Annotated in this window: 23 protein-coding genes; 8 read left to right on the top strand and 15 right to left on the bottom strand. The window is 69.2% G+C overall.

The genetic code is table 11. From position 1 onward, the window contains the following. Positions 1-278 precede the first annotated feature (278 nt). From BM228_RS01705 to BM228_RS01695, 3 genes are read right to left on the bottom strand one after another with little or no spacing between them, the layout of a single operon-like run. Entirely contained in the window at positions 279-1,418 is a 1,140-nt protein-coding gene (locus BM228_RS01705) for a beta-ketoacyl-ACP synthase (RefSeq protein WP_092036544.1), read from the bottom strand. Further along, complete coding sequence (locus tag BM228_RS01700; RefSeq protein WP_092036542.1) at positions 1,415-1,882, bottom strand: 3-hydroxyacyl-ACP dehydratase FabZ family protein; 468 nt, start codon at positions 1,880-1,882, stop codon at positions 1,415-1,417. The genes BM228_RS01705 and BM228_RS01700 overlap by 4 nt, the downstream gene beginning before the upstream one ends. Before the next feature lie 23 nt (positions 1,883-1,905). Continuing rightward, the gene (locus BM228_RS01695; protein WP_050734803.1) at positions 1,906-2,214 is read right to left on the bottom strand and encodes an acyl carrier protein; all 309 of its coding nucleotides are present in this window, start codon (positions 2,212-2,214) and stop codon (positions 1,906-1,908) included. 320 nt (positions 2,215-2,534) lie between these two features. Here BM228_RS01695 and BM228_RS01690 point away from each other — a divergent pair, with 320 nt between their 5' ends. Then, entirely contained in the window at positions 2,535-3,647 is a 1,113-nt protein-coding gene (locus BM228_RS01690; RefSeq protein WP_092036541.1) for an AI-2E family transporter, read from the top strand. Positions 3,648-3,653: 6 nt separating this feature from the next. Here the strand turns inward: BM228_RS01690 and BM228_RS01685 are convergent, their stop codons facing one another. Continuing rightward, positions 3,654-4,157: a thermonuclease family protein gene (locus BM228_RS01685; RefSeq protein WP_092036762.1), complete on the bottom strand. Its 504-nt coding sequence runs from the start codon at positions 4,155-4,157 to the stop codon at positions 3,654-3,656. Between the two features lie 355 nt (positions 4,158-4,512). Beyond that, positions 4,513-5,205, bottom strand: coding sequence for a L,D-transpeptidase (locus BM228_RS01680; RefSeq protein ID WP_425284886.1), 693 nt, complete (start codon positions 5,203-5,205; stop codon positions 4,513-4,515). A gap of 159 nt (positions 5,206-5,364) precedes the next feature. Between BM228_RS01680 and BM228_RS01675 the strand changes: the two genes are divergently transcribed. After that, positions 5,365-5,808 carry a VOC family protein gene (locus tag BM228_RS01675; protein ID WP_092036537.1) on the top strand — a complete coding sequence of 148 codons (444 nt, stop codon included), beginning with the start codon at positions 5,365-5,367 and terminating at the stop codon, positions 5,806-5,808. Between the two features lie 2 nt (positions 5,809-5,810). On the opposite strand, the gene BM228_RS01670 is transcribed toward BM228_RS01675, so the two are convergent. Continuing rightward, positions 5,811-6,254: a cyclic nucleotide-binding domain-containing protein gene (locus BM228_RS01670; RefSeq protein WP_092036535.1), complete on the bottom strand. Its 444-nt coding sequence runs from the start codon at positions 6,252-6,254 to the stop codon at positions 5,811-5,813. Between the two features lie 52 nt (positions 6,255-6,306). Here BM228_RS01670 and BM228_RS01665 point away from each other — a divergent pair, with 52 nt between their 5' ends. Next, positions 6,307-7,170 (top strand): SCO family protein, encoded by an 864-nt coding sequence (locus BM228_RS01665; protein ID WP_092036533.1) that lies wholly within the window; start codon positions 6,307-6,309, stop codon positions 7,168-7,170. Between the two features lie 11 nt (positions 7,171-7,181). On the opposite strand, the gene BM228_RS01660 is transcribed toward BM228_RS01665, so the two are convergent. Then, positions 7,182-7,388 carry a hypothetical protein gene (locus tag BM228_RS01660; RefSeq protein WP_092036532.1) on the bottom strand — a complete coding sequence of 69 codons (207 nt, stop codon included), beginning with the start codon at positions 7,386-7,388 and terminating at the stop codon, positions 7,182-7,184. A gap of 250 nt (positions 7,389-7,638) precedes the next feature. Between BM228_RS01660 and BM228_RS01655 the strand changes: the two genes are divergently transcribed. After that, on the top strand, positions 7,639-7,827 hold the full coding sequence (locus BM228_RS01655) for a con-10 family general stress protein (protein ID WP_007568857.1): 189 nt from the start codon (positions 7,639-7,641) through the stop codon (positions 7,825-7,827). A gap of 138 nt (positions 7,828-7,965) precedes the next feature. Here BM228_RS01655 and BM228_RS01650 read toward each other — a convergent pair whose 3' ends face one another. Both BM228_RS01650 and BM228_RS01645 read right to left on the bottom strand, forming a co-directional pair. Then, positions 7,966-8,313 carry a hypothetical protein gene (locus tag BM228_RS01650; protein ID WP_244536985.1) on the bottom strand — a complete coding sequence of 116 codons (348 nt, stop codon included), beginning with the start codon at positions 8,311-8,313 and terminating at the stop codon, positions 7,966-7,968. A 455-nt stretch (positions 8,314-8,768) separates the two neighbouring features. Then, on the bottom strand, positions 8,769-9,572 hold the full coding sequence (locus BM228_RS01645; RefSeq protein ID WP_058194056.1) for a response regulator: 804 nt from the start codon (positions 9,570-9,572) through the stop codon (positions 8,769-8,771). 320 nt (positions 9,573-9,892) lie between these two features. On the opposite strand from BM228_RS01645, the gene BM228_RS01640 reads away from it, so the two are divergent. After that, the gene (locus BM228_RS01640) at positions 9,893-10,093 is read left to right on the top strand and encodes a NepR family anti-sigma factor (RefSeq protein WP_139234034.1); all 201 of its coding nucleotides are present in this window, start codon (positions 9,893-9,895) and stop codon (positions 10,091-10,093) included. 127 nt (positions 10,094-10,220) lie between these two features. Here the strand turns inward: BM228_RS01640 and BM228_RS01635 are convergent, their stop codons facing one another. Continuing rightward, on the bottom strand, positions 10,221-10,397 hold the full coding sequence (locus tag BM228_RS01635) for a DUF1328 domain-containing protein (protein WP_007568853.1): 177 nt from the start codon (positions 10,395-10,397) through the stop codon (positions 10,221-10,223). 529 nt (positions 10,398-10,926) lie between these two features. Between BM228_RS01635 and BM228_RS01625 the strand changes: the two genes are divergently transcribed. After that, on the top strand, positions 10,927-11,847 hold the full coding sequence (locus BM228_RS01625) for an MBL fold metallo-hydrolase (RefSeq protein WP_092036760.1): 921 nt from the start codon (positions 10,927-10,929) through the stop codon (positions 11,845-11,847). A gap of 4 nt (positions 11,848-11,851) precedes the next feature. Here BM228_RS01625 and BM228_RS01620 read toward each other — a convergent pair whose 3' ends face one another. Together BM228_RS01620 and BM228_RS01615 are read right to left on the bottom strand one after the other, a co-directional pair. Further along, the gene (locus BM228_RS01620) at positions 11,852-12,631 is read right to left on the bottom strand and encodes a DUF1499 domain-containing protein (protein ID WP_092036524.1); all 780 of its coding nucleotides are present in this window, start codon (positions 12,629-12,631) and stop codon (positions 11,852-11,854) included. Between the two features lie 65 nt (positions 12,632-12,696). Further along, a complete protein-coding gene (locus BM228_RS01615) occupies positions 12,697-14,496 on the bottom strand; it encodes an AsmA family protein (protein ID WP_092036522.1) in 1,800 nt (599 codons plus the stop codon). Between the two features lie 314 nt (positions 14,497-14,810). On the opposite strand from BM228_RS01615, the gene BM228_RS01610 reads away from it, so the two are divergent. Both BM228_RS01610 and BM228_RS01605 read left to right on the top strand, forming a co-directional pair. Beyond that, the gene (locus BM228_RS01610) at positions 14,811-15,548 is read left to right on the top strand and encodes a CoA transferase subunit A (protein ID WP_092036520.1); all 738 of its coding nucleotides are present in this window, start codon (positions 14,811-14,813) and stop codon (positions 15,546-15,548) included. A 179-nt stretch (positions 15,549-15,727) separates the two neighbouring features. Continuing rightward, a complete protein-coding gene (locus tag BM228_RS01605) occupies positions 15,728-16,390 on the top strand; it encodes a 3-oxoacid CoA-transferase subunit B (RefSeq protein ID WP_092036518.1) in 663 nt (220 codons plus the stop codon). Between the two features lie 173 nt (positions 16,391-16,563). Here BM228_RS01605 and BM228_RS01600 read toward each other — a convergent pair whose 3' ends face one another. The 3 genes from BM228_RS01600 to acnA all read right to left on the bottom strand — a co-directional run bounded on the left by BM228_RS01600 (position 16,564) and on the right by acnA (position 22,291). Beyond that, a complete protein-coding gene (locus tag BM228_RS01600) occupies positions 16,564-18,261 on the bottom strand; it encodes a methyl-accepting chemotaxis protein (RefSeq protein WP_092036517.1) in 1,698 nt (565 codons plus the stop codon). 480 nt (positions 18,262-18,741) lie between these two features. After that, complete coding sequence (locus BM228_RS01595) at positions 18,742-19,428, bottom strand: metal ABC transporter permease (protein ID WP_092036515.1); 687 nt, start codon at positions 19,426-19,428, stop codon at positions 18,742-18,744. A 163-nt stretch (positions 19,429-19,591) separates the two neighbouring features. Beyond that, positions 19,592-22,291 carry an aconitate hydratase AcnA gene (gene acnA, locus BM228_RS01590; RefSeq protein WP_092036514.1) on the bottom strand — a complete coding sequence of 900 codons (2,700 nt, stop codon included), beginning with the start codon at positions 22,289-22,291 and terminating at the stop codon, positions 19,592-19,594. Positions 22,292-22,335 lie beyond the last annotated feature (44 nt).

Here is a 22,335-nt window from a genome sequence, read left to right as displayed (position 1 = left end):
ACCGATAGCGATAGGAAAGTCAGAACCGCCCTGCGAAGGCGTAACGGTCCAAGATATCCGGACACGTGCCGATAAACCGGAGATAGACCTTCGGCGACGCATTGGCAAGTCCGAAGAAATATTTCGGCCCGAAACAGAATCGCTGCGTCAGTCGCCCGATCGACCGGAATAGAGGCGCGATCAGGCCAGAAGATCCGCCCCGTCAGACAGATAGCTCGGGCCGCCGAAATGCGGATGACCTTGTATCGCCGCGCCGCGAGCCCGGCCCCTGGCGCGGGTCAGGCCGGAACCAGGCGCAGCACACCTTCGCCACGGCGATGGCCGACCGTCGTCACCGCCACCTCCCGGGCTGCTCCCGCCGCAACGAGGCCGGCGGCGAGCGCCGCGCCGAACGGGGCAACGACTTCGAGCCCGTGGCCGATCACGTCGCCGAGCGCGCGGAGGTCTGCGCCCGGGGCCAGGCGACTGAGAGCGTCCCGCTCCTCTGCGGTGATCGGCGCGACCCCAGTGGCGCCGGACAGGACGCGATCCGGCGCCGACAGACCGGCCTGCCGCCACATGGCTTCGAGGCTGCCGGCGACGCTGCCGGGCGTCCGTCGGGTGCGGTCGCTGGCGACCCGGTCCAACCGGGCGAGCGCCCGGGCGCCGCGGGCGGCGGCGTGCGCTTCCGATTCCAGCATCAGGAACGCCGCGCAGCTGCCCAGGATGAAGCCGGCCCCGCCCTCCGCCTGCGCGTCGCGCGCGAAGACCGGCCGGTAGGGCGCGCGGGCGAGGTAGCCGCCCATCTCATGGATCACGAGCACGTCCGGCCGCTCGGCGCTGTAGGAGCCGCCGACCAGGATCGCGTCGATCTGGCCCGAGGCGACCCGGGCCTGGGCGATCCGCAGCGCATCGACGCCGGATGCTTCCTCGCCCATGAAGGTGCGCGAGGCGCCCGTGACCCCGTGCACGATGGCGATGTTGCCGGCGAGCAGGTTCGAGAGCTGGGCTAAGAAGAGCGTCGGCCGCAGGTCGTTCTGCAGCCGCTCGTTCAGGTAGGCGCCCGGGTCGGCCGCGTCGCGCAAGCCCGTCAGGATCGCGCCGTCGACCGCGTAGTCGCGCTCGCCCCCGCCCGCCGCCACTACGAGGTGGAGCGCCTGCTTGAGGGCGGCATCGTCCTTCGCGCCGGCGGAGTCGAGGGCGAGGCCCGCGGCGTAGACGCCGAGCCGCTGCCACGCCTCCATCTGGCGCTGGTCGCTGCGCTTCGGGATCTGCCCGTCCCAGGCAATCGGGGGCGCCGGATGCACGCAATAGGGTGCAAAAGCCTCGGTGTCGGTCCGGGGCGCCGCGCCGGCGTCGAGGGCGGCGAGATGCGCCTCGATCCCCTCCCCCACGCAGGAAACGAGGCCGAGGCCGGTGACGAAGACCGGGCGGGTCATGGCTGCACCGGATCCGGGAACAGGCCGATGGTCCGGGCGCGTTCGCGCATCGGCGCGTCGAGCCCATCCGGGAACGGCATGGTGCGGAAGCGCAGCTCGGCGTCGCAGAGCGGCTTGCCGGCATGGCTGATCGCGGCCTTGGTCACCGCGTAGCCCGAGCCGTCATGCTCCAGAGTTGCCGTGACGACCAGCTCCGCGCCGGGCCCGACGAAGGACCGGAACCGGGCCTTGTCGACCCCGGTGAGGAACGGCATCCGGGTGAAGTCGAGATGGGCGAGCACGAGATAGCCAGAGGCCTGCGCCATCGTCTCGGTCAGCAACACGCCCGGCACCAGCGGGTGGCCGGGGAAATGCCCCTCGAAGACGGGGCTCTCCAGCGGCACCCGGGCGAGCGCCTCGATCCGGCCGGCGGCCCGGTTGAGGTGCCGCACGGCGTCGATCATCTCGAAATATTCGAGGCGCATGGGGGGCGTCGGGCTCTAGCGCGTCAGACCTTGGCGGCCTTCTCGGCCACCAGGGCGTCGATGCGCGCGCACAGGTTCTTGAGCACGAAATACTGTTCCGCCGGGACCTTGCCCTCGTTGACCTCCTGGGTCCAGCGCTCGAGCGGCAGCTTGATCCCGAAGGCCTTGTCCACCGCGAAGGCGATGTCGAGGAAGGCGAGGCTGTCGATGCCGAGATCGTCGATGGCGTGACTCTCCGGGGTGATCTTGTCCCGCGGGATATCGGCCGTCTCGGCTATGATGTCGGCCACGCGCTCGAAGGTGGCGCTGCCGTGGGCGGGCTCGTCGGACATGTCTTCTCGCGGGCTGTTCGGTTTCCGGATCGGTCGGGCGGGGAGCCCCCTCGACGCCGGGCGACCCGGCGCTCACGCCCCGCGCGGCCACCAATACGCATACCGGCCCCACTTGCGCGGGCCGGTCGGACGGCCGCGACCTCTACACGAGGGGGTCGGAGGCGGCAACCGCGGCGGTTCCCGGCGCGTTGCTGCGCTGGTTCGCGGTCCGGCACGGAATTCTTCGCCGGAACGCGATCTTTCACGGCGGCGCATCGCGGAAACGCGAAGACTCGAGCCAGCGTGCGGGCGAACCTTCGCAGCGCCAGGAGACGAAACGGATGTTACCCACGGCTCAACCCGTCGCGGTTCCGGCGCATGCCGCCGCCCCACCCCCGCCGGAACGGGCGCGCTCGCAGGGCGCGGCGCGGGTCGTGCTGGTCCTGGCGCTCTCGGCGCTCGGGCTCTGGATCCTGCACGGCTTCCTGCCGGCCCTGGCCTGGGCGGTGGTGCTGGCGATCGCCCTGTGGCCGCTCTACGCCCGCCTGGAGCGGCGCTTCCCGCCGGGCCGGCACAACCTGCTGCTGCCGACGCTGATGACCACGGCCGTGGCGCTGGTATTCCTCGCACCGCTCGCGATCCTGGGCGTGCAGGCGGCGCGCGAAGCCCACGACGTCGCCGAATTCGTCCGCAACGCCGAGGCGAACGGCGTCCCGGCCCCGGAATTCCTCCAGCACCTGCCCTACGGCGCCGCCCAGGCCACCGCGTGGTGGAACGACAATCTCGGGCACGCCCAGGCCGGCTCGGACCTCCTGCACCGGTTCGAGAACCACTCGGTGGTCGGGGCCTCGCGGAATTTCGGGCGCGAGGTGCTGCACCGGATCGTGCTGTTCGGCTTCAGCCTCGTCGCCCTGTTCTTCCTGTTCCGGGATTGGCGGACGGTGACGGAGCAGGCCCGGGTCGCCTGCGACCGCCTGTTCGGCCCCCGGGGCGAGCGCGTGGCGCGGCAGATGGTGGCCTCGGTGCACGGCACCGTCGACGGCCTCGTGCTGGTCGGGCTCGGCGAGGGCTTCATCCTCGGCGTCGTCTATTACTTCGCCGGCGTGCCGCACCCGGTGCTGCTCGGCGCCTTCACGGCGGTGGCCGCCATGATCCCGTTCGGCGCGGCCGTCGCCATCGCGATCGCAGCGCTTCTCCTGGTCGCGGCGGGCTCGGTGAAGGCGGCGGTCGTCGTGGCGGTGGCGGGCCTCGTGGTGACCTTCGTGGCCGATCACTTCGTCCGGCCGGCGCTGATCGGGGGCACCACCAAGCTGCCGTTCCTGTGGGTGCTGCTCGGCATTCTCGGCGGGGTCGAGACCTTCGGCCTGCTCGGCCTGTTCGTCGGCCCGGCCGTGATGGCAGCGCTAGTGCTGCTGTGGCGGGAGTTCACCGAGGGCCACGACCGGACGGCGTGAGCGTCCCTACTCGGCCGCGCCCGGCCCGGCCGAGGCCTCCATGCGACGCCGGTCCTGGCGCCAGTCGGCCGGCTTCTCGAAGGTCCCGGCCCAGAGGCCGCGCCGGGTCGCCCAGGCTTGGCCCTCCTGACGGGTATAGGCCGCAGCCACATGGCGGCTCGCCAGCGCGTAGCCCTTGGCGACCATCCAGGCGGACAGGTCCTCGCCCTGCGCGAGGCAGAGGCCGGCGATGCCGCCCGCGGCCGAACCCTCGCGGCGCTCGCAGGTGACGATTCCGCTGCCGATATGCGCGCTCAGCGCCTGCGCAGCCTGACGACCGCAGCGGTATTCCTGCCCGGTCACGGTCTGGCAGCTCTGCGCCGTCTCGGGCGCGTCGATCCCGTAGAGATTGATGCGGGTGCCGTGCACCTCGATCGTGTCGCCGTCGATCACCGTCGCGGGCCCGCTGATCGTCCCAGCCGCGGCGGCCGGACCGCAGAGGAGGAGCAGGGCGAGCATCGATCTTGTCATCAGAAAGCTGTCCACGAAGGGGCGGCAAAGGTGGTTTTGGAATTGCTCAGGGTCGCCGACCATTGTGGCGATTTTGCCGGCTACGCTGGCGCCCAGGGACGCCTGAGCGTCCTGTCGCGTGCGTTCTGCCCGCGATGGATCGGCACGGCCGTCATCCCGGAACGGGCTTGGCGAAGCGTCGCGCGGATAGGTTGCGAAAGGGTTTTCGGTGCTGCACCGCCGTAGATGCGGATAGCGCCCGGCGGCCCGCCTGGCAGGCACCTTCGTGCTGGCGCCGCCCGCGCCCGGGAAAGGGCGCGCGCCGATCGCATGAGGCCCGGCGCGACCAGTGGCCTTCAGGCACGCCCGGCGGGCGTCAGGCCCGGTACTTGCCGTTGCGCTTCACCAGCACCCGGGTGCCCACCGGTACGCGCTCGTAGAGGTCGGCGATGTCCTCGTTGAGCATGCGGACGCAGCCCGACGACATCTGCTCGCCGATGCTCCAGGGCTCGTTGGTACCGTGGATGCGGAACAGAATGTCGCGGTTGCCCTGGTACAGGTAGAGGGCGCGGGCACCGAGCGGGTTGTCGACGCCGCCCTTGCGGGTGCGCGGCAGGTCCGGGTTGAGCGAGACCATCGTGACGGTCGGGCTCCAATCCGGCCAGACGCCCTTGCGGCCGACCCGCGCCTCGCCCTTCCAGGAGAAGCCGGCCTTGCCGACGCCGACGCCGTACTGCATCGCGGTGCCGTCCGCCTGGACCAGGAGCAGCTGGCGCTGGTCGATATCGACCAGGATCGTCCCGGGCTTCTCCGGGCCGTTGTAGCTGACCTGCTGGCGGCGGTACTTCGGGTCGAGCCGCGCCGTGTCGACCAAGGGAATGTCGTAGGGCTTGTCGGCCTTCGTGCCGATGTACCAGGCCGATTCATCGTCCTGCGCCAGCTGGGACGGGCGCGTCTGGCAGGCCGCCAGCGGGGCGATCGCCACCACGGCGAGCAGAATTCGCGAGAGCAGGAGCCGGCGAATTCGGCTCCAGGCCGATGGGCGTGTTGCGATCATGGGTCCTGACATGCGGGATACGGTCCTGGACCCCATGCCTACCGTCTCGACGCCGGTGACGATGTAGCTTTTGCGCCGCAGCGGCGCGCGAGCGCCCGCTGCCGCGGCCACGGTTGCGCCCTAATTCAGAACGCGAGACCCGAAGCCCGTGCGACAACCGCGAAGGTGATCATGGCCGAGACCGAGACGCTTCCGACCGACGCCTTGGTGGCGCCCGCGGTACCGCTGCGCCCAGCAATCCACCTCGACCATTGCGTGATCCACGTCACCGACTGGGCGCGGTCTAACGCTTTTTACCAAGATGTGGTCGGCGCCGAGGTGATCGAACGCGGGGGCGGCTTCGCATACCGGTTCGGCGGCGTGCAGCTCAATTGCCACGGCCCGGGCGTGAAGGCGGAACCGGTGGCGGCGCAGCCCGTGCTGCCGGGCAACAGCGATCTGTGCTTTCGCTGGTCAGGCACCATCGAGGAGGCGATGGCGCATCTCGAAGCCGTCGGCGTGCCGGTGGAACTCGGCCCGGTCGAGCGGAACGGCGCCGCGGGGGCTGGCCTCAGCGTCTATTTCCGCGATCCGGACGGCTCGCTCCTGGAATTCATCACCTATCCGACCGCGTGAGATCAGCCGCGGCTCTCGGCCAGCGCCTGGTTGGTCTGTTCGAGCCGCAGGGCCAACACCCGCATCAGCGCGATGCTGATCTGGGGAAACTGCGCCAGCAGCTCCAGGAACACGCCGCGATCAATGCGGAGCGCCGTCACGGCCGAGTCCGCCGTCACGGTAGCCGAGCGGGGCTGGTCGGCCAGGATGCCCATCTCGCCGACCAGGGCATCCTGCCCGAGCAGTGCCAGCCGGATCGGACCGGCCGGCCCGTCGATGCTGACCTCAGCGCTGCCCTTGAGGATCACGTAGGCCGCATCCGCCACGTCGCCCCGGGCGAAGAAGCGCTGCCCCGGCTCGAAATGCACGCGCTCGCTGGTGAAGGCCAGAAGCTTCAGGCGAGCCGGCTCCACCTCGCGGAACAGCGGAACCTGCCTTAAGGAGGATACCTCGGTATCGAGGGTCATTCGCGGGCTCCGCGAGGGGCTTCACGCCCTCGCGGGCATGGATGGTATTCGGATGGCCGGATCGGCCCAGACATCCATGCGGTTCATCAAGAACTTGTCCAGTCCCACTCCCGACGCAGCCCCGGTGTTCCGGCCTTTGATCGCCGCCGTGCTTACGATTCTGTGCGGCGTGTTGCCGAGTGCGGGACCGGCCCGGGCGCGCCTGGTCCAGGCCGACCTCGCCCGCGTGGCGGCGGCCCCCGCCCCCGGCGCCCGGGTGCCCCTCGATCTCGCCGTTACGGATGCGCGGACCGACCAGGCGACCACGCTGGGCCGGGCGCTGGGCGGGCGCGCCGCCCTGCTGCTGCCGGTGGATTACACCTGCGGCAATGTCTGCGACCCAATGCTGTCGATGGCGGCCGACGCCCTCGCGGCGACCGGTCTGGCCGCGGAAGATTACGCATGGGTGCTTGTCGGGATCGATCCGCGGGACGATTCCGCGGCGGCGCGCCGCATGCTCAAAGAGACCCTCGGCCAGCGCGCGGCCGGTATCCGCCCTCTGATCGCTTCAGAGGCCGCCGTCGCGACCCTGACCGCCGCCCTGGGCTACACGGCAATCTACGATGCCGGGACGGACAGCTTCGCCCATCCCGCCGCCGCCATGCTGCTCACCGGCGACGGCCGGGTCGCCCGGGTGCTCTCGCCCCTGGCGCTCACCGGGCGGGATCTCCGCCTCGCCCTCACGGAAGCCGGCGAGGGCCAGGTCGGAGGCCTGGCCGATCGCCTCGCCCTGCTCTGTTACGGCTACGATGCCGCACGCGGCCTCTACACGCCCCTGGTCGAGCGGATCCTCACGGTCGCCGGGATCGCGACGATCCTGGGGATCGCCGTGCTGATCTTTGGCCTGATCCACCGGACGCGCAGGCGCGCCGCCTGAGGAGACCTGCCTCAGCGCTTCGTCGACAGGCCGTGCTCTCCCGGGCTGGGAGCCGCGCGGTTCGGGCTGGCATTCAGGTGCGGCGAGTCGACCGGCTCCTCGCGCGTCGTCGGCGTCGGCGAATCCTCCGGGGCGGGCATGGGCGGCAGCGGCGGCGTGTTCGGCTGGACCTCCGGCCCCGATCCCGGACCGGTCTTGACCATGTTGCGGTTCGTCATCGCGCGAAGCCCTTTTCCCTAGCCCGCGGCGCGGCTTCCCTCCGAGCGCCCAACGAGAACAGGCCGGCCGTGCGCCGGCCCGCATCGGGCGTCCCTGGAAGTGCGTGCAGGTCAATCCCGGATCAACGCCGCACACAGTCGGCGGTTGCTGCCAAGCTTAGCTTTGCCAAACTTGGCCACGTCTCGCCACAGGAACCTTGGTTATTGCTGAAGGTTGTTGCGGGGTGAAGCGAAGCCTGAGGAGGAACTGATGGCATCCGGGAATTCAACCTCGAAGCGAGGCTTTGCCTCGATGGACCTGTCGCGGCAGCGCGAGATCGCCAGCAAGGGCGGACGCAGCGTGCCGGCCGAGAAGCGTTCTTTCTCGCAGGACCGCGAACTGGCTTCGTCCGCGGGGCGTAAGGGTGGCCAATCCACGGGGACCGGCCGCGCCGAGTGACCCACCACCACGATCGAGTCGCGTAACGGCGCCGTGTCTCCCGACCGGCGCCGTCCTTGTTTGTAGAGACCACTTCAAAGCAAAAGGCCCCGCCGATCCGGCGGGGCCTTTTGCTGTATGTCGAAGCGGTTGGCTTGCTCAGGAAATGCAGCGGCCCGGGGTCATGCGCCGTGCTTCGGGGCCGACCAGGGAACTGAGCGCGGTCTCGCAACCCTCGCGCACCAGGCGGCGCGGCTGCGGTGGTTGCTTGAGGATCGGCCGGATACCGAGCTCCTGCCCCTCTTCGGCGACCGGGCCCGAGCGGCCTTCGGTACGCTGGACACCGGCGACGCGGGTCGGGTTCAGGGCCAGGGAGACCGGACGCATGCCCGGCAGCGGCGCCGGCACGGAAGCGGTCGCGGCGATGACCGGCGGCGACCAATGATCGGCGGTCTCGCGCACCACCGGCTGGACCAGCACGGTGAGAAGAGCCGCGGGAGCACTCACGCCCAGAATGAAACCAGACCGCAGCATTGCCCCGACCTCATCACGAGAGCTTGACAGGATGTTTCAACAACGCAGCCTGCAATCGCCGGTTCCACAACTGTCCCGTCCTTGCGATCCCTCAGTATTCGCCAACGGCCCAGCTGTTGGTGCGGCGGCACACGCGCGTCATCCACAACCATCCCCTGTGTCGCGAAAGCCACGCTCGCCCAAAAAGCGCAATTTCCGGAACCTCCCGGGGGCGCTGGCCGTTACATCGAGACCCGGCCACCTGGTCCTCCCCGCATTCCCCTTGTGCATCGGCCGGAACCTTTTCGACGGGCTGGAGCCATCTCCGGCCCGTTTTTTTGCGCGCGTTCGACAGGGTGGGCGCGCAACAAAAAACCCCGGCTCGCGCCGGGGTCTTTTTCGAAGGTCGTAGCTGGTGCGGAGCGACAAGCCGCTCCGACGTCGAACGATCAAGCCGTCTTGGCTTCCCGGCGACGCGCGGTCTGCTGGAAGAACAGCGCCTGACTGATCACCGCCGAAACATTCGCCGGCTGGAACGGCTTGGCGATCAGGAAGGCCGGCTCCGGCCGCTCGCCGGTGAGGAAGCGCTCCGGATAGGCGGTGATGAAGATCACCGGGACCTCGAAGGTCTTCAGAAGATCGTTCACGGCATCCAGGCCCGAGGACCCGTCGGCCAGCTGGATGTCGGCCAGGATCAGGCCCGGGCGCTTGCCCTCGCCGGCGATCTTGATCGCCTCGGTGCGGGTGCGGGCGACGCCGATGACGTTGTGGCCGAGCCCTTCGACCAAAGCCTCGAGATCCATGGCGATCAGCGGCTCGTCCTCGATGATGAGGATCTCGGTGGCCATGTCGGCGGCGAGCTCGCGGCCGGCCTCATCGACGAGGTCGCGGACCTCGGAGACGTCCACGGCCAAAATGATCGCCGCATCTTCCTCCGAGAAGCCCTCGAGGCAGGAGAGCAGGAACGCCTGACGCGGCAGGGGGGTAATCTGGCCGAGGCGGACCTCGGCGGGCAAATCGTGCTGGACTTGCTCGCTGCGCCCGTTCACCGACAGGGAGTTCCAGATCCGGGTGAAGACCCGGAACAGGTCGGCCTTGATGTTGGTGCTGCGGCCGAGCGTGTCCGGCTCATTGACGAGGGTTTCCAGGGTGGCGGCGACATAGGCGTCGCCCGCCACTTGGCTCCCCGTGAGCGCCCGCGCGTAGCGGCGCAGGTACGGCAGGTGCTGTACCACGAGTTGCGATGTCGACATTCGATCCCCTGTGCCTCGCCGTGTTGCCCGGCCGCGATGCCTCGGTCCTCGACCGAGGTCGTGCCGGGGCCGGCTTGTATCCTGCGCAGCCTACCGCCCAACGCGGCGGCCCGCACTCCGTTCCGCCCCCAGCGGAACCGATCCGGCGGGCGGGCGTTGCAGCCGCAGCCATGGCGTATGTCGAGCCGCAGCACAATGCGGCCCAGCGGACTTCGGCAACAAGGGGCGTGTGAATGGCGGACGAGGGGAAGGACGCGGACCTCCGCGCAGGAGATCCGTATGCTGGAACCACCGTCGATCCCCCGGCCGGCACCACGACGATCGCCTCGGGCGACACGCGAAACACCACTGCCGTCCCGGGCGAGCGGCAAGCAGGCCGCGGCGGCCTGAGCGATCACACCCGCAACCGCCTCGCCGCTCAGTTGCGTGCGATGTACGACACCGTGGCCCAGCAGCCGGTCCCGGATCGCTTCGCCGAACTGATCGCGAAGCTCGATGGCGGGGACCGCAAAAAGGCCTGACCCGCATGTCCGCCGGTGTTGTCTTCCGCTTCGATACCGCTGAAGATGGAAAAGCCGCCGGTGTTCGCGGCGGCTTTTCCGCAATCGCTTCGTCAGCCTGGCGCCAGCGCCAGTTGCTACGACCGCGTTACAGAGTTGGCGAACGGCCGCGCATCAGGCCGACGACCGCGGAAATCGCGAACAGGACGATCGCCACGAAGAAAACCAGCTTGGCGGCTTCCATCGCGGTTCCGGCAATACCACCGAAGCCGAGCAGAGCAGCGACCAGAGCGACGACGAGGAAAGTTACGGCCCAACCGAGCATTGTACGTATCCTTTAAAAGTACCGGCGCGGGTGGCCGCGTCGTTCTGGACTCGAAAACGCCAAGGTTTCGCTTCGGTTCCGCGCACTTGACAAAGGACTTCCCTTTCCTCTCGCTTACGGATCGGCCCGCGACGATGCGTGACGGAACGGGAGCCAGACGGTAGCGTTCGAACAGAGATCATTAGGTCCGAGCTAGGATCCGAGATGCTGCAAGCTGCAAAGAGAGCCGTTCGATCCAAGGCCAACGCGCTGGCGGCGCGCGTGACGGAAATCGTCGATGGGGCTGCCGACGCTGTGCGTGCGGCGGCCCTCGGTCTCGGCGTGATACCGGCACCCGTTCCGGTGCCTGTCCGCGTGCGGGCCGGCCGGTCCCACCGGGCGGACTGAGCCGCAAGCGAAGCGAAGGCGGCTCGGCAACCCTGAAACCACGCGAGCCATCCCCTCCGGGAATTGCACCCGACACCTCTGCCCGATTGCACCGCGAGCGGGCCCGGCTCTAGAACCACCCCCGGGCATGCACGGGGTGGCGATGGCGGATGACGAGGCAAGCGGGCCGACTTTCGAGCGGTCCTTGCCCGAGGCTGGGCGCTTTGAGCGCGTGGCGCCGCTGATCCGGCGACGAATCGCTCCGAACGGTGGCCCGTTCACGGCCACAGGCACCTGCACCTACGTGGTCGGCGATCGGCGCGTCGCGGTCATCGACCCCGGGCCGGATGATCCCAGCCATATCGAGGCGCTGCTGGCCGATCTCACCGATGAGCAGGTCGAGGCCATCGTCGTCACCCACACCCATCGCGATCATTCGCCCGGGGCGCGGCTTCTGGCGGCCCGGACCGGAGCGCCAATCGTCGGCTGTGGCCCGCATCGGGCCGCCCGCGCCCTGGCGGAGGGCGAGACGCCGGTGCTCGACGCCAGTTCCGACAAGGCCCACGCCCCCGAGCGCGTGATGGCGGAGGGCGACACGGTCTCCGGGCCGGGCTGGACCCTCGTGGCCTTGGAGACCCCCGGCCACACCATGAACCACCTCGCCTTCGCGCTGCCGGAGGCGGAGGCGCTGTTCTCGGGCGACCACGTGATGGCCTGGAACACCACGATCGTAGCGCCCCCGGACGGCGAGATGCGCGCCTACATGGCCTCGCTGGAAAAGCTGCGCGGACGCGGCGAGACGATCTACTGGCCGGGCCATGGCGGCCCGGTGCGCGAGCCCGCGCGTCTCGTCCGCTGCCTCATCGGCCATCGCCGCCAGCGGGAGGCGGCGATCCGCGCCCGGCTGGTTGCCGGCGATGTCCGCATCCCGGAGGTGGTCGCGGCGATCTACCAGGGCCTCGACCCGCGGCTGCACGGCGCTGCCGCCCTGTCGGTCTTCGCCCATCTCGAGGATCTGGTCGGGCGCGGGCTCGTGGCCTGCGAGGGACCGCCGCGTCTCGACAGCGCCTACGCGCCGGCCTGACGGACTACTTCACAGCCAGCGCCAGGTTGGCGACATCGTCGAGATAGGCACGGATCCGGTCGGCATTGGTGCCGAAATCCCGGCCGCCGAGCCGGGAGGCCGAGCGCACGTCGATCCGAGCGCCGTCGGCCCGGGGCCGAATCCGTACGGTCACGTCGTCGGGCAGGTTGAGGATGAGTCCGCGGGCCACCGCCTCGATCCGGCCGTTGCCGGTGCGTCCGCCCGGACGGATTGCCTCGACGATCTGCCAATGCCGGTTGAGGGCGGCCTTGCGGGCCAGTTCGAACGCCTCGTCGGCGCCGATATCGAGGGTCAACGGGGCGATCTGCGGGTAGGCGCCGCGCTGGCGCTCGCGGAGCGCGGGGCCGGGATCCGTGGGATAGCGCCCGCCCCGGGCCGCGAAGGCGGCGCGCGAGCGCGAGAAAGCCGGCGGGTTGTCGATGTCGGTGGTAATGTCCGACAGGGCCGGCAGGCGCAGGCCGCGCAAGCCGAGATAGGCCGGATAGCCCAGAAGCAGCAGCGCCAGGAACAATCCGGCGAGCGCGGCCCCCAGACCCCGCGCGCCCTCGCGCCAGACCTGCACGAAGGCGAACACGGAGGCGGCCGCCGCGGCCAGGGCGACGCAGAGCCCGGCCGCCAGCGCGACCAAAGCCGCATCGGTATCGGCGCGCGGGTCGCGCACCACGATCAGGGCGAGCCCCGTGGCGATGATGGCGAACACCGCGAGCTGCCGCGACAACGGTCCGGCGCGGGTGACGGGTTCCTCGACAAGCAGGGGGCGCATGGGGGTCACGGATTGGGTTGAAGCCGAAGCTTAGAATCGGGCGAGCGTCGGTGCCATCGCCCGCATCAGGGCGCGTAGGCGCGGGCGTTGCCGCTCAGCCCGAGGGCGGCCGGAACCTTGAAGGGATCGGGCAGCATCGCCTCGCCGTGGGGAACGACCAGCGCGGTCGGCGCGTCCCACGGCCCCGAAACCTCGAACAGGAGGCCGCGGGACGGGTCGGCGGCGCGAAGCGCCAGATCGCCCCGGGCCTCGATCCGCCGCCCGGGCAGCGAGACCTGACCCTGCAGGTTGGCCCCGACGCTCGGCCCGCGCAGGCCGGACTCGGCGAACTCGCCGATCCCGTCGGAGAAACGCAGGGTGATCGCGGCACGCTCGAAGGCGGTCCGGCCGTTGCGGCGCGCGAGCGCCCCGGCGGGGACGGCGCCGTTGCGGTGGACGACCTCGGCTAGGTCGAGGCCCGAGATCGTGCCGCCGTCGATGGCCAGCGTGGCACGCCCCCCCAGATGAGCGAGCAGGCCGGCACTGTCCCGGGCACTGCCCTCCAGAGTGACTTGGCCCTGCAAGGGGCCGCTCATCCAGCGGCCGCCGCCGATCTCGCCGAGCAGAGCCCCAACATCGACCCGATCCAGGCTGCCCTGCATCCGCACCTCGGTCTCGGCGGGATCCTCGGCGCTCGCCAGGGTAAGACGCCCCTTGAGCGTCCCGTCCTGGAGGCGGGCGCGGTTCACCGCGACTTCCAGCGCGGCGTCCCGCACCAGGATGCTGGCGGCGAGGTCCTGAACCTGGAAAGGTCCGACCCGGCTTTCCGCTGCCGACAGGCGCAGGTCGAGATCCCCCTTGGTCAGCGGCGCCAGGGCCAGGGGCGCGGCCTCCGCGTCGAACAGCTTGATCACGTCACCGATCAGCGGCGCGAGGTTGAGCGTCTCGGCCGCCAGGGTCGCCTGGACCGAGAGCCGCGGCACGGCCCCCGGCCCGAAGGTCACGGCGCCTGCGCCTTCCAGCACGTCGTCACCGAGCCCAACGCGCAGGCTCGGCCAGGATACGGATCGGTCCGAAGTCTCGAAACGCCCGTCGAGGGAGAAAGCCCCGGCGAGCGAGGAAAGCGGCGCGTCATGGCCGAGCCAGGCCAGGGTTTCGGGGAGCGCGCGGCTCTCGAACCGGGCGCGCCCGGCCAGCACCGGCAGGGCGCCTCCCTTCGGCGGCGGGCTTGCGGTGCCGTCGACCGCCAGATTGCCGTCGGGCCACGTCACTGCGGCGGTAAATGGGGTCGCAAGCCCCTGAACGATGTCGGCGGGCCGCAGATGGGTCAGCGCGATCCGCGTCGGCACGCCCCGCCAAGTCAGGCTCGCTCGGGCCTCCGCGGAGGCGCTCCAGAACGGCCAAGCGAGGTCGATGTCGATGTCCCGGGCCTCGTCGCCCCCGGCGATGCGGGCGCCGGTCACGGTCAGCCAGCGGGGGCGCTGCGTCGCGCCCGAGCGCATCCGCGCGGACAGCTGGGCGAGCGGCACGCTCCAGGCCTCGGCATCCGGCGACAGGCTGGCGCCTTCGAGCCGGAGACCGCCCAGGGCGGCGCGGCCGGCCAGGAGCCCCAGCGGATCGAGGTCGATCGTCAGGCTTCCGCCCTCGGCGAGGGTCGACCCCGTGGGGCCGGCGGCGACGCGGACGGGACCGAGGGACAGGCGCGGAAGAGGCAGGAGCGTGAGGCGCGCCGGGCCCTCGGCGGTCAGCGTCAGGCCGTAATCGTCCAGCGCGCCGCCCGCGAAGGTCATCGCCCGGCGGCCGTCGACCGGCCAGTCCCGCAGGCCGAGGCCCGCCAGGGTCAGGCCTGCGAGGGCGAGAAGGAAGATGGGGCGTCGGGGCGACATCGTGCTCCGGATGGGCGAGCCGCGGCTGCGGCCGAGGGCCGGGTGCCGCGCCAGCCCCCTCAAGCCGTCGCGGCCCGGTCGGGTCTGCTCGTTGGGTGCACGTCATAGCGTGCTCCGCCGGCCTTGTCTGCGGGGGGCCGCGCGAGCCGCTGCGCTCTCCCCAACGCGGTGCGGGTTACGGATCGCCCCGGACGCCATGTGTGCCGAGGATACCGGTACTGGATTTCGTCAGCGGAATCAGGGACAGCAGACCCGAGGAAACGCGCTTCCCAAGGTTTCGGCCGGGTCAGACCGGACGGGAAAAGGACGGTTCGATGAAGAAGGTCTACACGGATCCTACGGCGGCTCTGGCCGGATTGCTGCGCGACGACATGATGGTGATGTGCGGCGGCTTCGGCCTCTGCGGCATCCCCGACGAGCTGATCGAGGCGGTGCGCGTTTCGGGGGTCAAGGGCCTGACCATCGTGTCGAACAACGCCGGCATCGACGGGGTCGGCCTAGGCAAGCTCCTGGACACGCGGCAGGTGCGCAAGATGATCTCGTCCTATGTCGGCGAGAACAAGGAGTTCGCCCGGCAGTATCTCGGGGGCGAGCTGGAGATCGAGTTCAACCCGCAAGGCACCTTGGCCGAGCGCATCCGCGCGGGTGGCGCCGGCATCCCGGCCTTCTTCACCAAGACCGGCGTCGGCACCAAGGTCGCCGAAGGCAAAGAAGTGCGAGAGTTCGACGGCGAGCACTACGTGATGGAGCGCGGCCTGTTCGCCGACCTCGCCCTCGTGCACGCCCATACCGGCGATACCGAGGGCAACCTCCGCTACCGGATGACCGCGCGCAACTTCAACCCGATGATGGCGACCGCCGCCAAGATGACTGTGGCGCAAGTGGAGCACCTCGTGAAGCCAGGCGAGATCGACCCGGACACGATCCACACGCCCGGGATCTTCGTGAAGCGGATCATCGAGGTGGGCCTGCGCGAGAAGCGCATCGAGCAACGCACCGTGCGTAAGCGCGGCGACAGCACGCCCGCAGCTGCCGGCGGCGGCACGCATTAGGCGCGCGCCTCCACGCTTCTCTCCTCCCCCTTGCGGGGAGGAGCCGGAGGTGGGGGTGGTGCCGGATGAGGCTCTGCGGTCCCGTCTGAACCACCCCCACCCCTCCCCCTCCCCGCAAGGGGGAGGGACATAGCCAGATCCGGCCGCGCTTGAGCGCGCCACGCTATCAGGAGACGACCATGGCCTGGACCCGCGAGCAGATGGCGGCGCGCGCCGCCAAGGAGCTGGAAGACGGCTTCTACGTGAACCTCGGTATCGGCATCCCGACGTTGGTATCGAACTACATCCCCGAGGGCATGTCGGTGCAGCTGCAATCCGAAAACGGCATGCTCGGCATGGGGCCCTTCCCGTACGAGGGCGAGGAGGATGCCGACCTGATCAACGCCGGCAAGCAGACGATCACCGCGCTGCCGACGACGAGCTACTTCTCCTCCGCGGATTCCTTCGGGATGATCCGGGGCGGCCACATCAACCTGTCGATCCTCGGGGCGATGCAGGTGGCCGGCAACGGCGACCTCGCCAACTGGATGATCCCCGGCAAGATGGTGAAGGGGATGGGCGGCGCCATGGACCTCGTGGCCGGGGTCAAGCGCGTGGTCGTGGTGATGGAGCACGTCGCCAAGAACAAGGACGGCACCGAGAGCCCCAAGTTGCTCAAGGCCTGCGACCTGCCGCTCACCGGCACGCAGGTGGTCGACCTCGTCATCACCGATCTCGGGGTGTTCGAGATCGACAAGAAGGGTGACGGCGGCATGAAGCTGATCGAGCTCGCCGACGGCGTCTCCGAGGAGGAAATCCGCAAGAAGACTGAGGCGGATTACACCGTCGCACTCGCGGCCTGATACGGCGCGATCACACGGCCAGAGCAGGGGTTTCCAAAGGGCCTGCGGCCCTTTGGCGGGGTTCGGTGCGCGGAGCCCCGAGGCCTCGCAGGGCTCCGTCCTGCACCCGCAAAAGGTCGAAGACCTTTTGAAACCATGATTTTTGTGAGGCTATCGGACCGAAAGAATGTTCCTCAAGCGGCCCGGATGCCGTTGAGGAAGCGGGCCACCTCGGCGTTCAGACGCCCGGACTGATCCGAGAGCACGGCGGCTGCGCCCAGCACCTGGGTCGCGGCCGCCCCGGTCTTCTCGGACGCCTCCGCGACCCCGACGATGTTGCTGGTCACCTCGCCGGTGCCCGACGCGGCCTGAGCGACGTTGCGGACGATCTCCTGGGTCGCAGCGCCCTGCTCCTCCACCGCCGTAGCGATGCTGGCGGTGACGCCGTCGATCTCGCCGATCCGGCCGGTGATGCCCCCGATCGCCGCCACGGCGTTCTCGGTCACCGCCCGGATCGCGCCGATCTGGCCAGTGATCTCGTCCGTAACCTTGGCGGTCTGGCTGGCCAGCTCCTTCACCTCGCTGGCGACGACGGCGAAGCCGCGCCCGGCCTCGCCGGCCCGGGCCGCCTCGATGGTCGCGTTGAGCGCCAGCAGGTTGGTCTGGCTGGCGATGCTGGCGATCAGCCCGACCATCTCGCCGATCTTCACCGAAGTCTGGTTCAGGGCCTGGACGAGCTGAGTCGTCTCACCGGCCTCCCGCGCCGCAATCCGGGTCAGATCGGCCGATCCGGTGATCTGCCGGCCGATCTCCTGAACCGAGGTGCCCAGCTCCTCCGCGGCCGTCGCCACGGTCTGGACGTTGCCGGCGGCTTCCTCGGCCGCCGCCGCGACGGTGGCGGCCTGCATCGCCGCGAGGCTGGCAGTGTCGGTCATGCTCTGGGCGGCGTTCTGAAGCTCGGAGGCCGAGTTCGACACGGCACCGACGATGCCGCCCATGGTCCGCTCGAAGCGCTCGGCCAGCTCGGCCCGGGCGCGCCTGCGCTCGGCCGAAGCCTCCGCTTCAACGCGGCGCCGGATTTCGGCCTGCTCCGCCGCCCTCTCGGCGACCATCCGCTTGATCCCCTCGACCACACGCCCGACCGCGCCGATCTCGTCGCCGCGGGCGGCCTCGGCGATGTCGCTGTCGATCTCCCCGCGCCCCATCCGTTCGAGCGTCCGGACCAGCTTCTTGAGGGGCGCCGCAACGCCCAGGACGACCACCGCCACGCCCGCCGCGATGGCGACGACGAGGCCGATCGAGGCCGCTGCGACCAGCGTGAGGGTAGCGCGCGAGGCCGATTGCTCGGACGCGTCGCGCTCGTTCTGGAGTTCGGTCGTCAGAACCTCGACCCGAGCTCGCGCCAGCTCCCACAGCTTCGCGCGCAGCGGATTGCCGTCGCCCAACAGGATGTCGCGCGCGAGTTCGCTGTCGCCTTGCTCCGCGCTGGCGACGACCCGGTCGATGACCGCACCGAGCGCCGTCAAGGTCTGGCGCAGCGCGTCGTTCGCCGCGCGCCGCTCGGCCGTATCGGTGAGCTTCCCCAGCTCATCGATGACGCCGAAGGCGTGCGCCTTGGCCTGCTTGATGCGGGTCTCGTACCCCGCCATCTGGGAGTCCCGCGTCTCCAGGACGAGGTTCCGGGCCTGGACAGAAATCTCGCTGCCATCGATCTGGAGGCTGAGGATCAGCGCGAGGCGCTTGGCCTGCACATCGACGATCTGCCGAGTCTGTCCTGACTGCGCGATCAAGCTCGAACGGGCGTAGAGGAGCAATCCTCCCGCCGTGAAGGCTATAATGGCAAGCGGAATTATAAACTTCACAAGAATTTTTGCGTCGCGCAAGAATTTCATCGCGCCAGTCTCGCGTCTTCGATGCTAGATCGCAGATATTCTAGCACGGTCGCGAAAATATCAACGCCTGAGATCGGCCGGATTACGCTGCCCACAAACCGAACATAATTTGCCCGGTTATATAACGCACCGATTTCTCACACAAAGTTTCAATTTGATTAGCGATTTTCTTTTATAAAATTTGAATAGAATTGTATATGTATTGACTTATCCCAAAAACTGATCACCTGCTGCGAGACGGATTGCTGATTCACGGCCGTTGCTCACGGATGTGAAAAGCCCAGTCCCTCCCCCTGCACGGCGCCCGAGCGTGCCAATGATTTGTGCATACGCTCGACCCATCCCGGAGGCGATGCGCCATCGCCCGAACGCTGCAGGTTCAGCCTTCGTCTCCGAACCTGCAGAACGCCCGAGCTTCGATGAGGAGTCCGCGTACCGCGGCCGGTCCGGCCGGCCGCGGTACGCGAAGACTCCCAAACATCACATCGGCGGGGTGAGGCCGTCCTTGCCGACCGCAACGAGCTTGCCCTCAGCCTTGGCGCCATCCTTGGCGACCACGGCGAAGACCTTGGAGCCGGGCGCCAGGATCGCCTTGTCGGCCGGCTCGAAGGCGACGATCGGCGCCGAGGACGGCACCACGATCTCCTTGGACCCGTCCTTGCCGTAGCTCACCGTCAGGGTGCGCTCGCCGCCCGACGCCGCCTTGTCGGCCTTCACGGTGCCATTGGTCATGGCGCTCTTGACCTTCGGGGCGTTGGCCGTCTCGGCCTTCACGGTGCCGTTGGTCATGGCGCTCTTCACCTTGGAGCCGGCGCCGCCGGTCTGGTCGGTGATCGAGTCCCAGCCGTAATGGCCCTCGCCGGTGCCGCGCATCGACTCGGGGAAGAGCACGACTTCGAGGGCCGTCATCGGGTTCTCGCCCTTGGTGGCCGTGCCGATGAAGACGCCGTCCTTGATCTGGTCGAGGCTCGACGGGACGACCCAGGCGAACTTCGCACCGCCGACATCGACGGTCTCTGACTTGCCGTCCTCGGTCTTGATGGTGAGCGTGCTGCCCTCGGCCTTGTCGATGGTGCCGCGGACGCGCTCGACCTGGGCGGCGAAGGCCGCGCTCGACAGCAGAGCCGTCAGTCCGGCGGCGGCGAGTGTTTTTGTGACGTGCTTCATGGGGGTCCCATCCTGGCTTCGGGAGCCGGGTTATGGGGTGCCGGGCGACGAAAACAAGATTGCGCGCAAGACAATACGCGGGCGCCAAACGTGAAAAAGGCGGCGCCGGATGGCGCCGCCTCGGAACTGTCCGGGTGGACCCGAAGGCCCGCCCGGTCGATGCTCAGGCTGCGAGGGAGCGCAGCACGTAGGGCAGGATGCCGCCGTTGCGGAAGTATTCCAGCTCGTCGAGCGTATCGATCCGGCAGGTGAGCGGCACCTCCTTCTTCGATCCGTCCGCCGAGGTGATCTCCGCGACCAGGGTCTGGCGCGGCTTCAGTTCGCCCGACAGGCCCTTGATGGTGACGGTCTCGTCACCCTTGAGGCCCAGGGATGCCCAGGACGTATCGCCCTGGAAGACCAGCGGCACCACGCCCATGCCGACGAGGTTCGAGCGGTGGATGCGCTCGAAGCTCTCGGCCACGACGGCGCGGATGCCGAGCAGCTTCGTGCCCTTGGCCGCCCAGTCGCGCGAGGAGCCGGTGCCGTATTCCTTGCCGGCGAAGACGACGAGCGGGGTGCCCTGCGCGGCGTATTTCTGCGCCGCGTCGTAGATGAACATCTTCTCGCCGGACGGCTGGAACAGCGTCCAGCCCCCCTCGACCACGTTGCCGGACGGGTCCCGGACCATCTGGTTCTTGATGCGGATGTTGGCGAAGGTGCCCCGCATCATCACCTCGTGGTTGCCGCGCCGCGTGCCGTACTGGTTGAAGTCCTGCACGCGGACCTGGTGCGCCTGCAGGTACTCGCCGGCCGGCGAGGCCGCCCGGATGTTGCCCGCGGGCGAGATGTGGTCGGTGGTGATCGAGTCGAGGAAGAGCCCGAGGATGCGGGCGTTCTCGATGTCCTCCACGGGCTTGGGCGTCTTCTCCATGCCGACGAAGTACGGGGGGTTCTGCACGTAGGTGGAGCCGGGGTTCCACGCGAAGGTCTCGGCCTCGGTGACCTCGACATCCTTCCAGTTCTGGTCGCCGCCGAACACGTCGGCGTAGCGGCGCTTGAACAGGGCCGAGGTGATGTTCTCCTCGATGAACTGCTGGACCTCGGCCGAGGACGGCCAGATATCCTTCAGGTAGACCGGCTTCCCGTCGGAGCCCTGGCCCAGCGGCTCGGTGGTGATGTCGATCTGCATCGAGCCCGCGAGCGCGTAGGCCACCACCAGCGGCGGCGAGGCGAGATAGTTCGCCCGCACGTCGGGGTTCACCCGGCCCTCGAAGTTGCGGTTGCCCGAGAGCACCGCGGCGGCCACGACGTCGTTGTCGTTGATCGCTTTTGAGATCGCCTCCGGCAGCGGGCCGGAATTGCCGATGCAGGTGGTGCAGCCGAAGCCGACAAGGTTGAAGCCCAGCGCGTCGAGAGGCTCCTGCAGGCCGGACTTCTCGAGGTACTCACCGACGACCTGCGAGCCGGGGGCCAGCGAGGTCTTCACCCACGGCTTCGAGCGCAGGCCCTTGGCGACGGCGTTGCGGGCGAGCAGGCCCGCGCCGATCATCACCGACGGGTTCGAGGTGTTGGTGCAGCTGGTGATCGCTGCGATCACCACGTCGCCGTGGCCGATGTCGAAGTTCGTGCCCTCTACGGGATAGCGGCGGGCGAGGTCGGCGGCCTTCTTGAACTCGGTCTCCATCGAGGTCGCGAAGCCGGGCTTGGCGGCGTCGAGAAGCACCCGGTCCTGCGGGCGCTTCGGTCCGGCGAGCGAGGGCCGGACCTCGCCCATGTCGAGATGCAGCGTGTCGGTGAAGACCGGGTCGGGGGTCTTGGCGTCGCGCCACATGCCCTGGGCCTTGGCGTAGGCTTCCACCAGGGCGATCCGGTCGTCGGAGCGGCCGGTGACCTTCAGGAAGTCGATGGTCTTCTGGTCGATCGGGAAGAAGCCGCAGGTGGCGCCGTATTCCGGGGCCATGTTGGAGATCGTGGCCCGGTCAGCCACCGCCATGTCGTCGAGGCCGGGGCCGTAGAACTCCACGAACTTGCCGACCACGCCCTTCTTGCGCAGCATCTGGGTGACGGTGAGCACGAGGTCGGTGGCGGTGGTGCCCTCGGGCAGCTTGCCCGACAGCTTGAAGCCCACGACCTCGGGGATCAGCATCGAGAGCGGCTGGCCGAGCATGGCCGCCTCGGCCTCGATGCCGCCGACGCCCCAGCCGAGCACCGCCATGCCGTTGACCATGGTGGTGTGAGAATCGGTGCCGACCAGCGAATCGGGATAGGCGACCTCGGAGCCGTCCTCGGACTTCGTCCAGACGGTCTGGGCCAGGTATTCCAGGTTCACCTGGTGGCAGATGCCGGTGCCGGGCGGGACCACGGAGAAGTTGTCGAAGGCCGACTGGCCCCACTTCAGGAAGGTGTAGCGCTCGCCGTTGCGCGAGTATTCCAGGGCGACGTTGTCGGCGAGCGCCTTGGGGGTGCCGAACTCGTCGACGATCACCGAGTGGTCGATGACGAGATCCACCGGGACCAGCGGGTTAATCTTCTGCGGGTCGCCGCCCAGCGCCACCATGGCGTCGCGCATGGCCGCGAGATCGACCACGGCCGGGACGCCGGTGAAGTCCTGCATCAGCACGCGGGCGGGCCGGAACGCGATCTCGACCTCGGCCTTGCCCTTCTGCTCGAGCCAGCCGACCGTCGCCGCGATGTCGGCCTTGCGGACCGAGCGATCGTCCTCGAAGCGCAGCAGGTTCTCGAGGATCACCTTCATCGAGAAGGGCAGCGCAGTGGCGGATGCGAGGCCGTTCTTCTCGGCCTCGGGGATCGAATAATACGTGTAGGTCTTGCCGCCGGCTTCGAGCGTCTGGCGGGCCTTGAAGCTGTCGAGTGATGGCACGGCTGGTTCTATCCTCGCTGCGGGTTGTCGAACACGCGCAGGCA

Source organism: Methylobacterium pseudosasicola (genome assembly GCF_900114535.1).
Classification (GTDB): domain Bacteria; phylum Pseudomonadota; class Alphaproteobacteria; order Rhizobiales; family Beijerinckiaceae; genus Methylobacterium; species Methylobacterium pseudosasicola.
The sequence above is the reverse complement of the archived record's forward strand: the minus strand, read 5'-3'. Positions and strand labels throughout refer to the sequence as shown.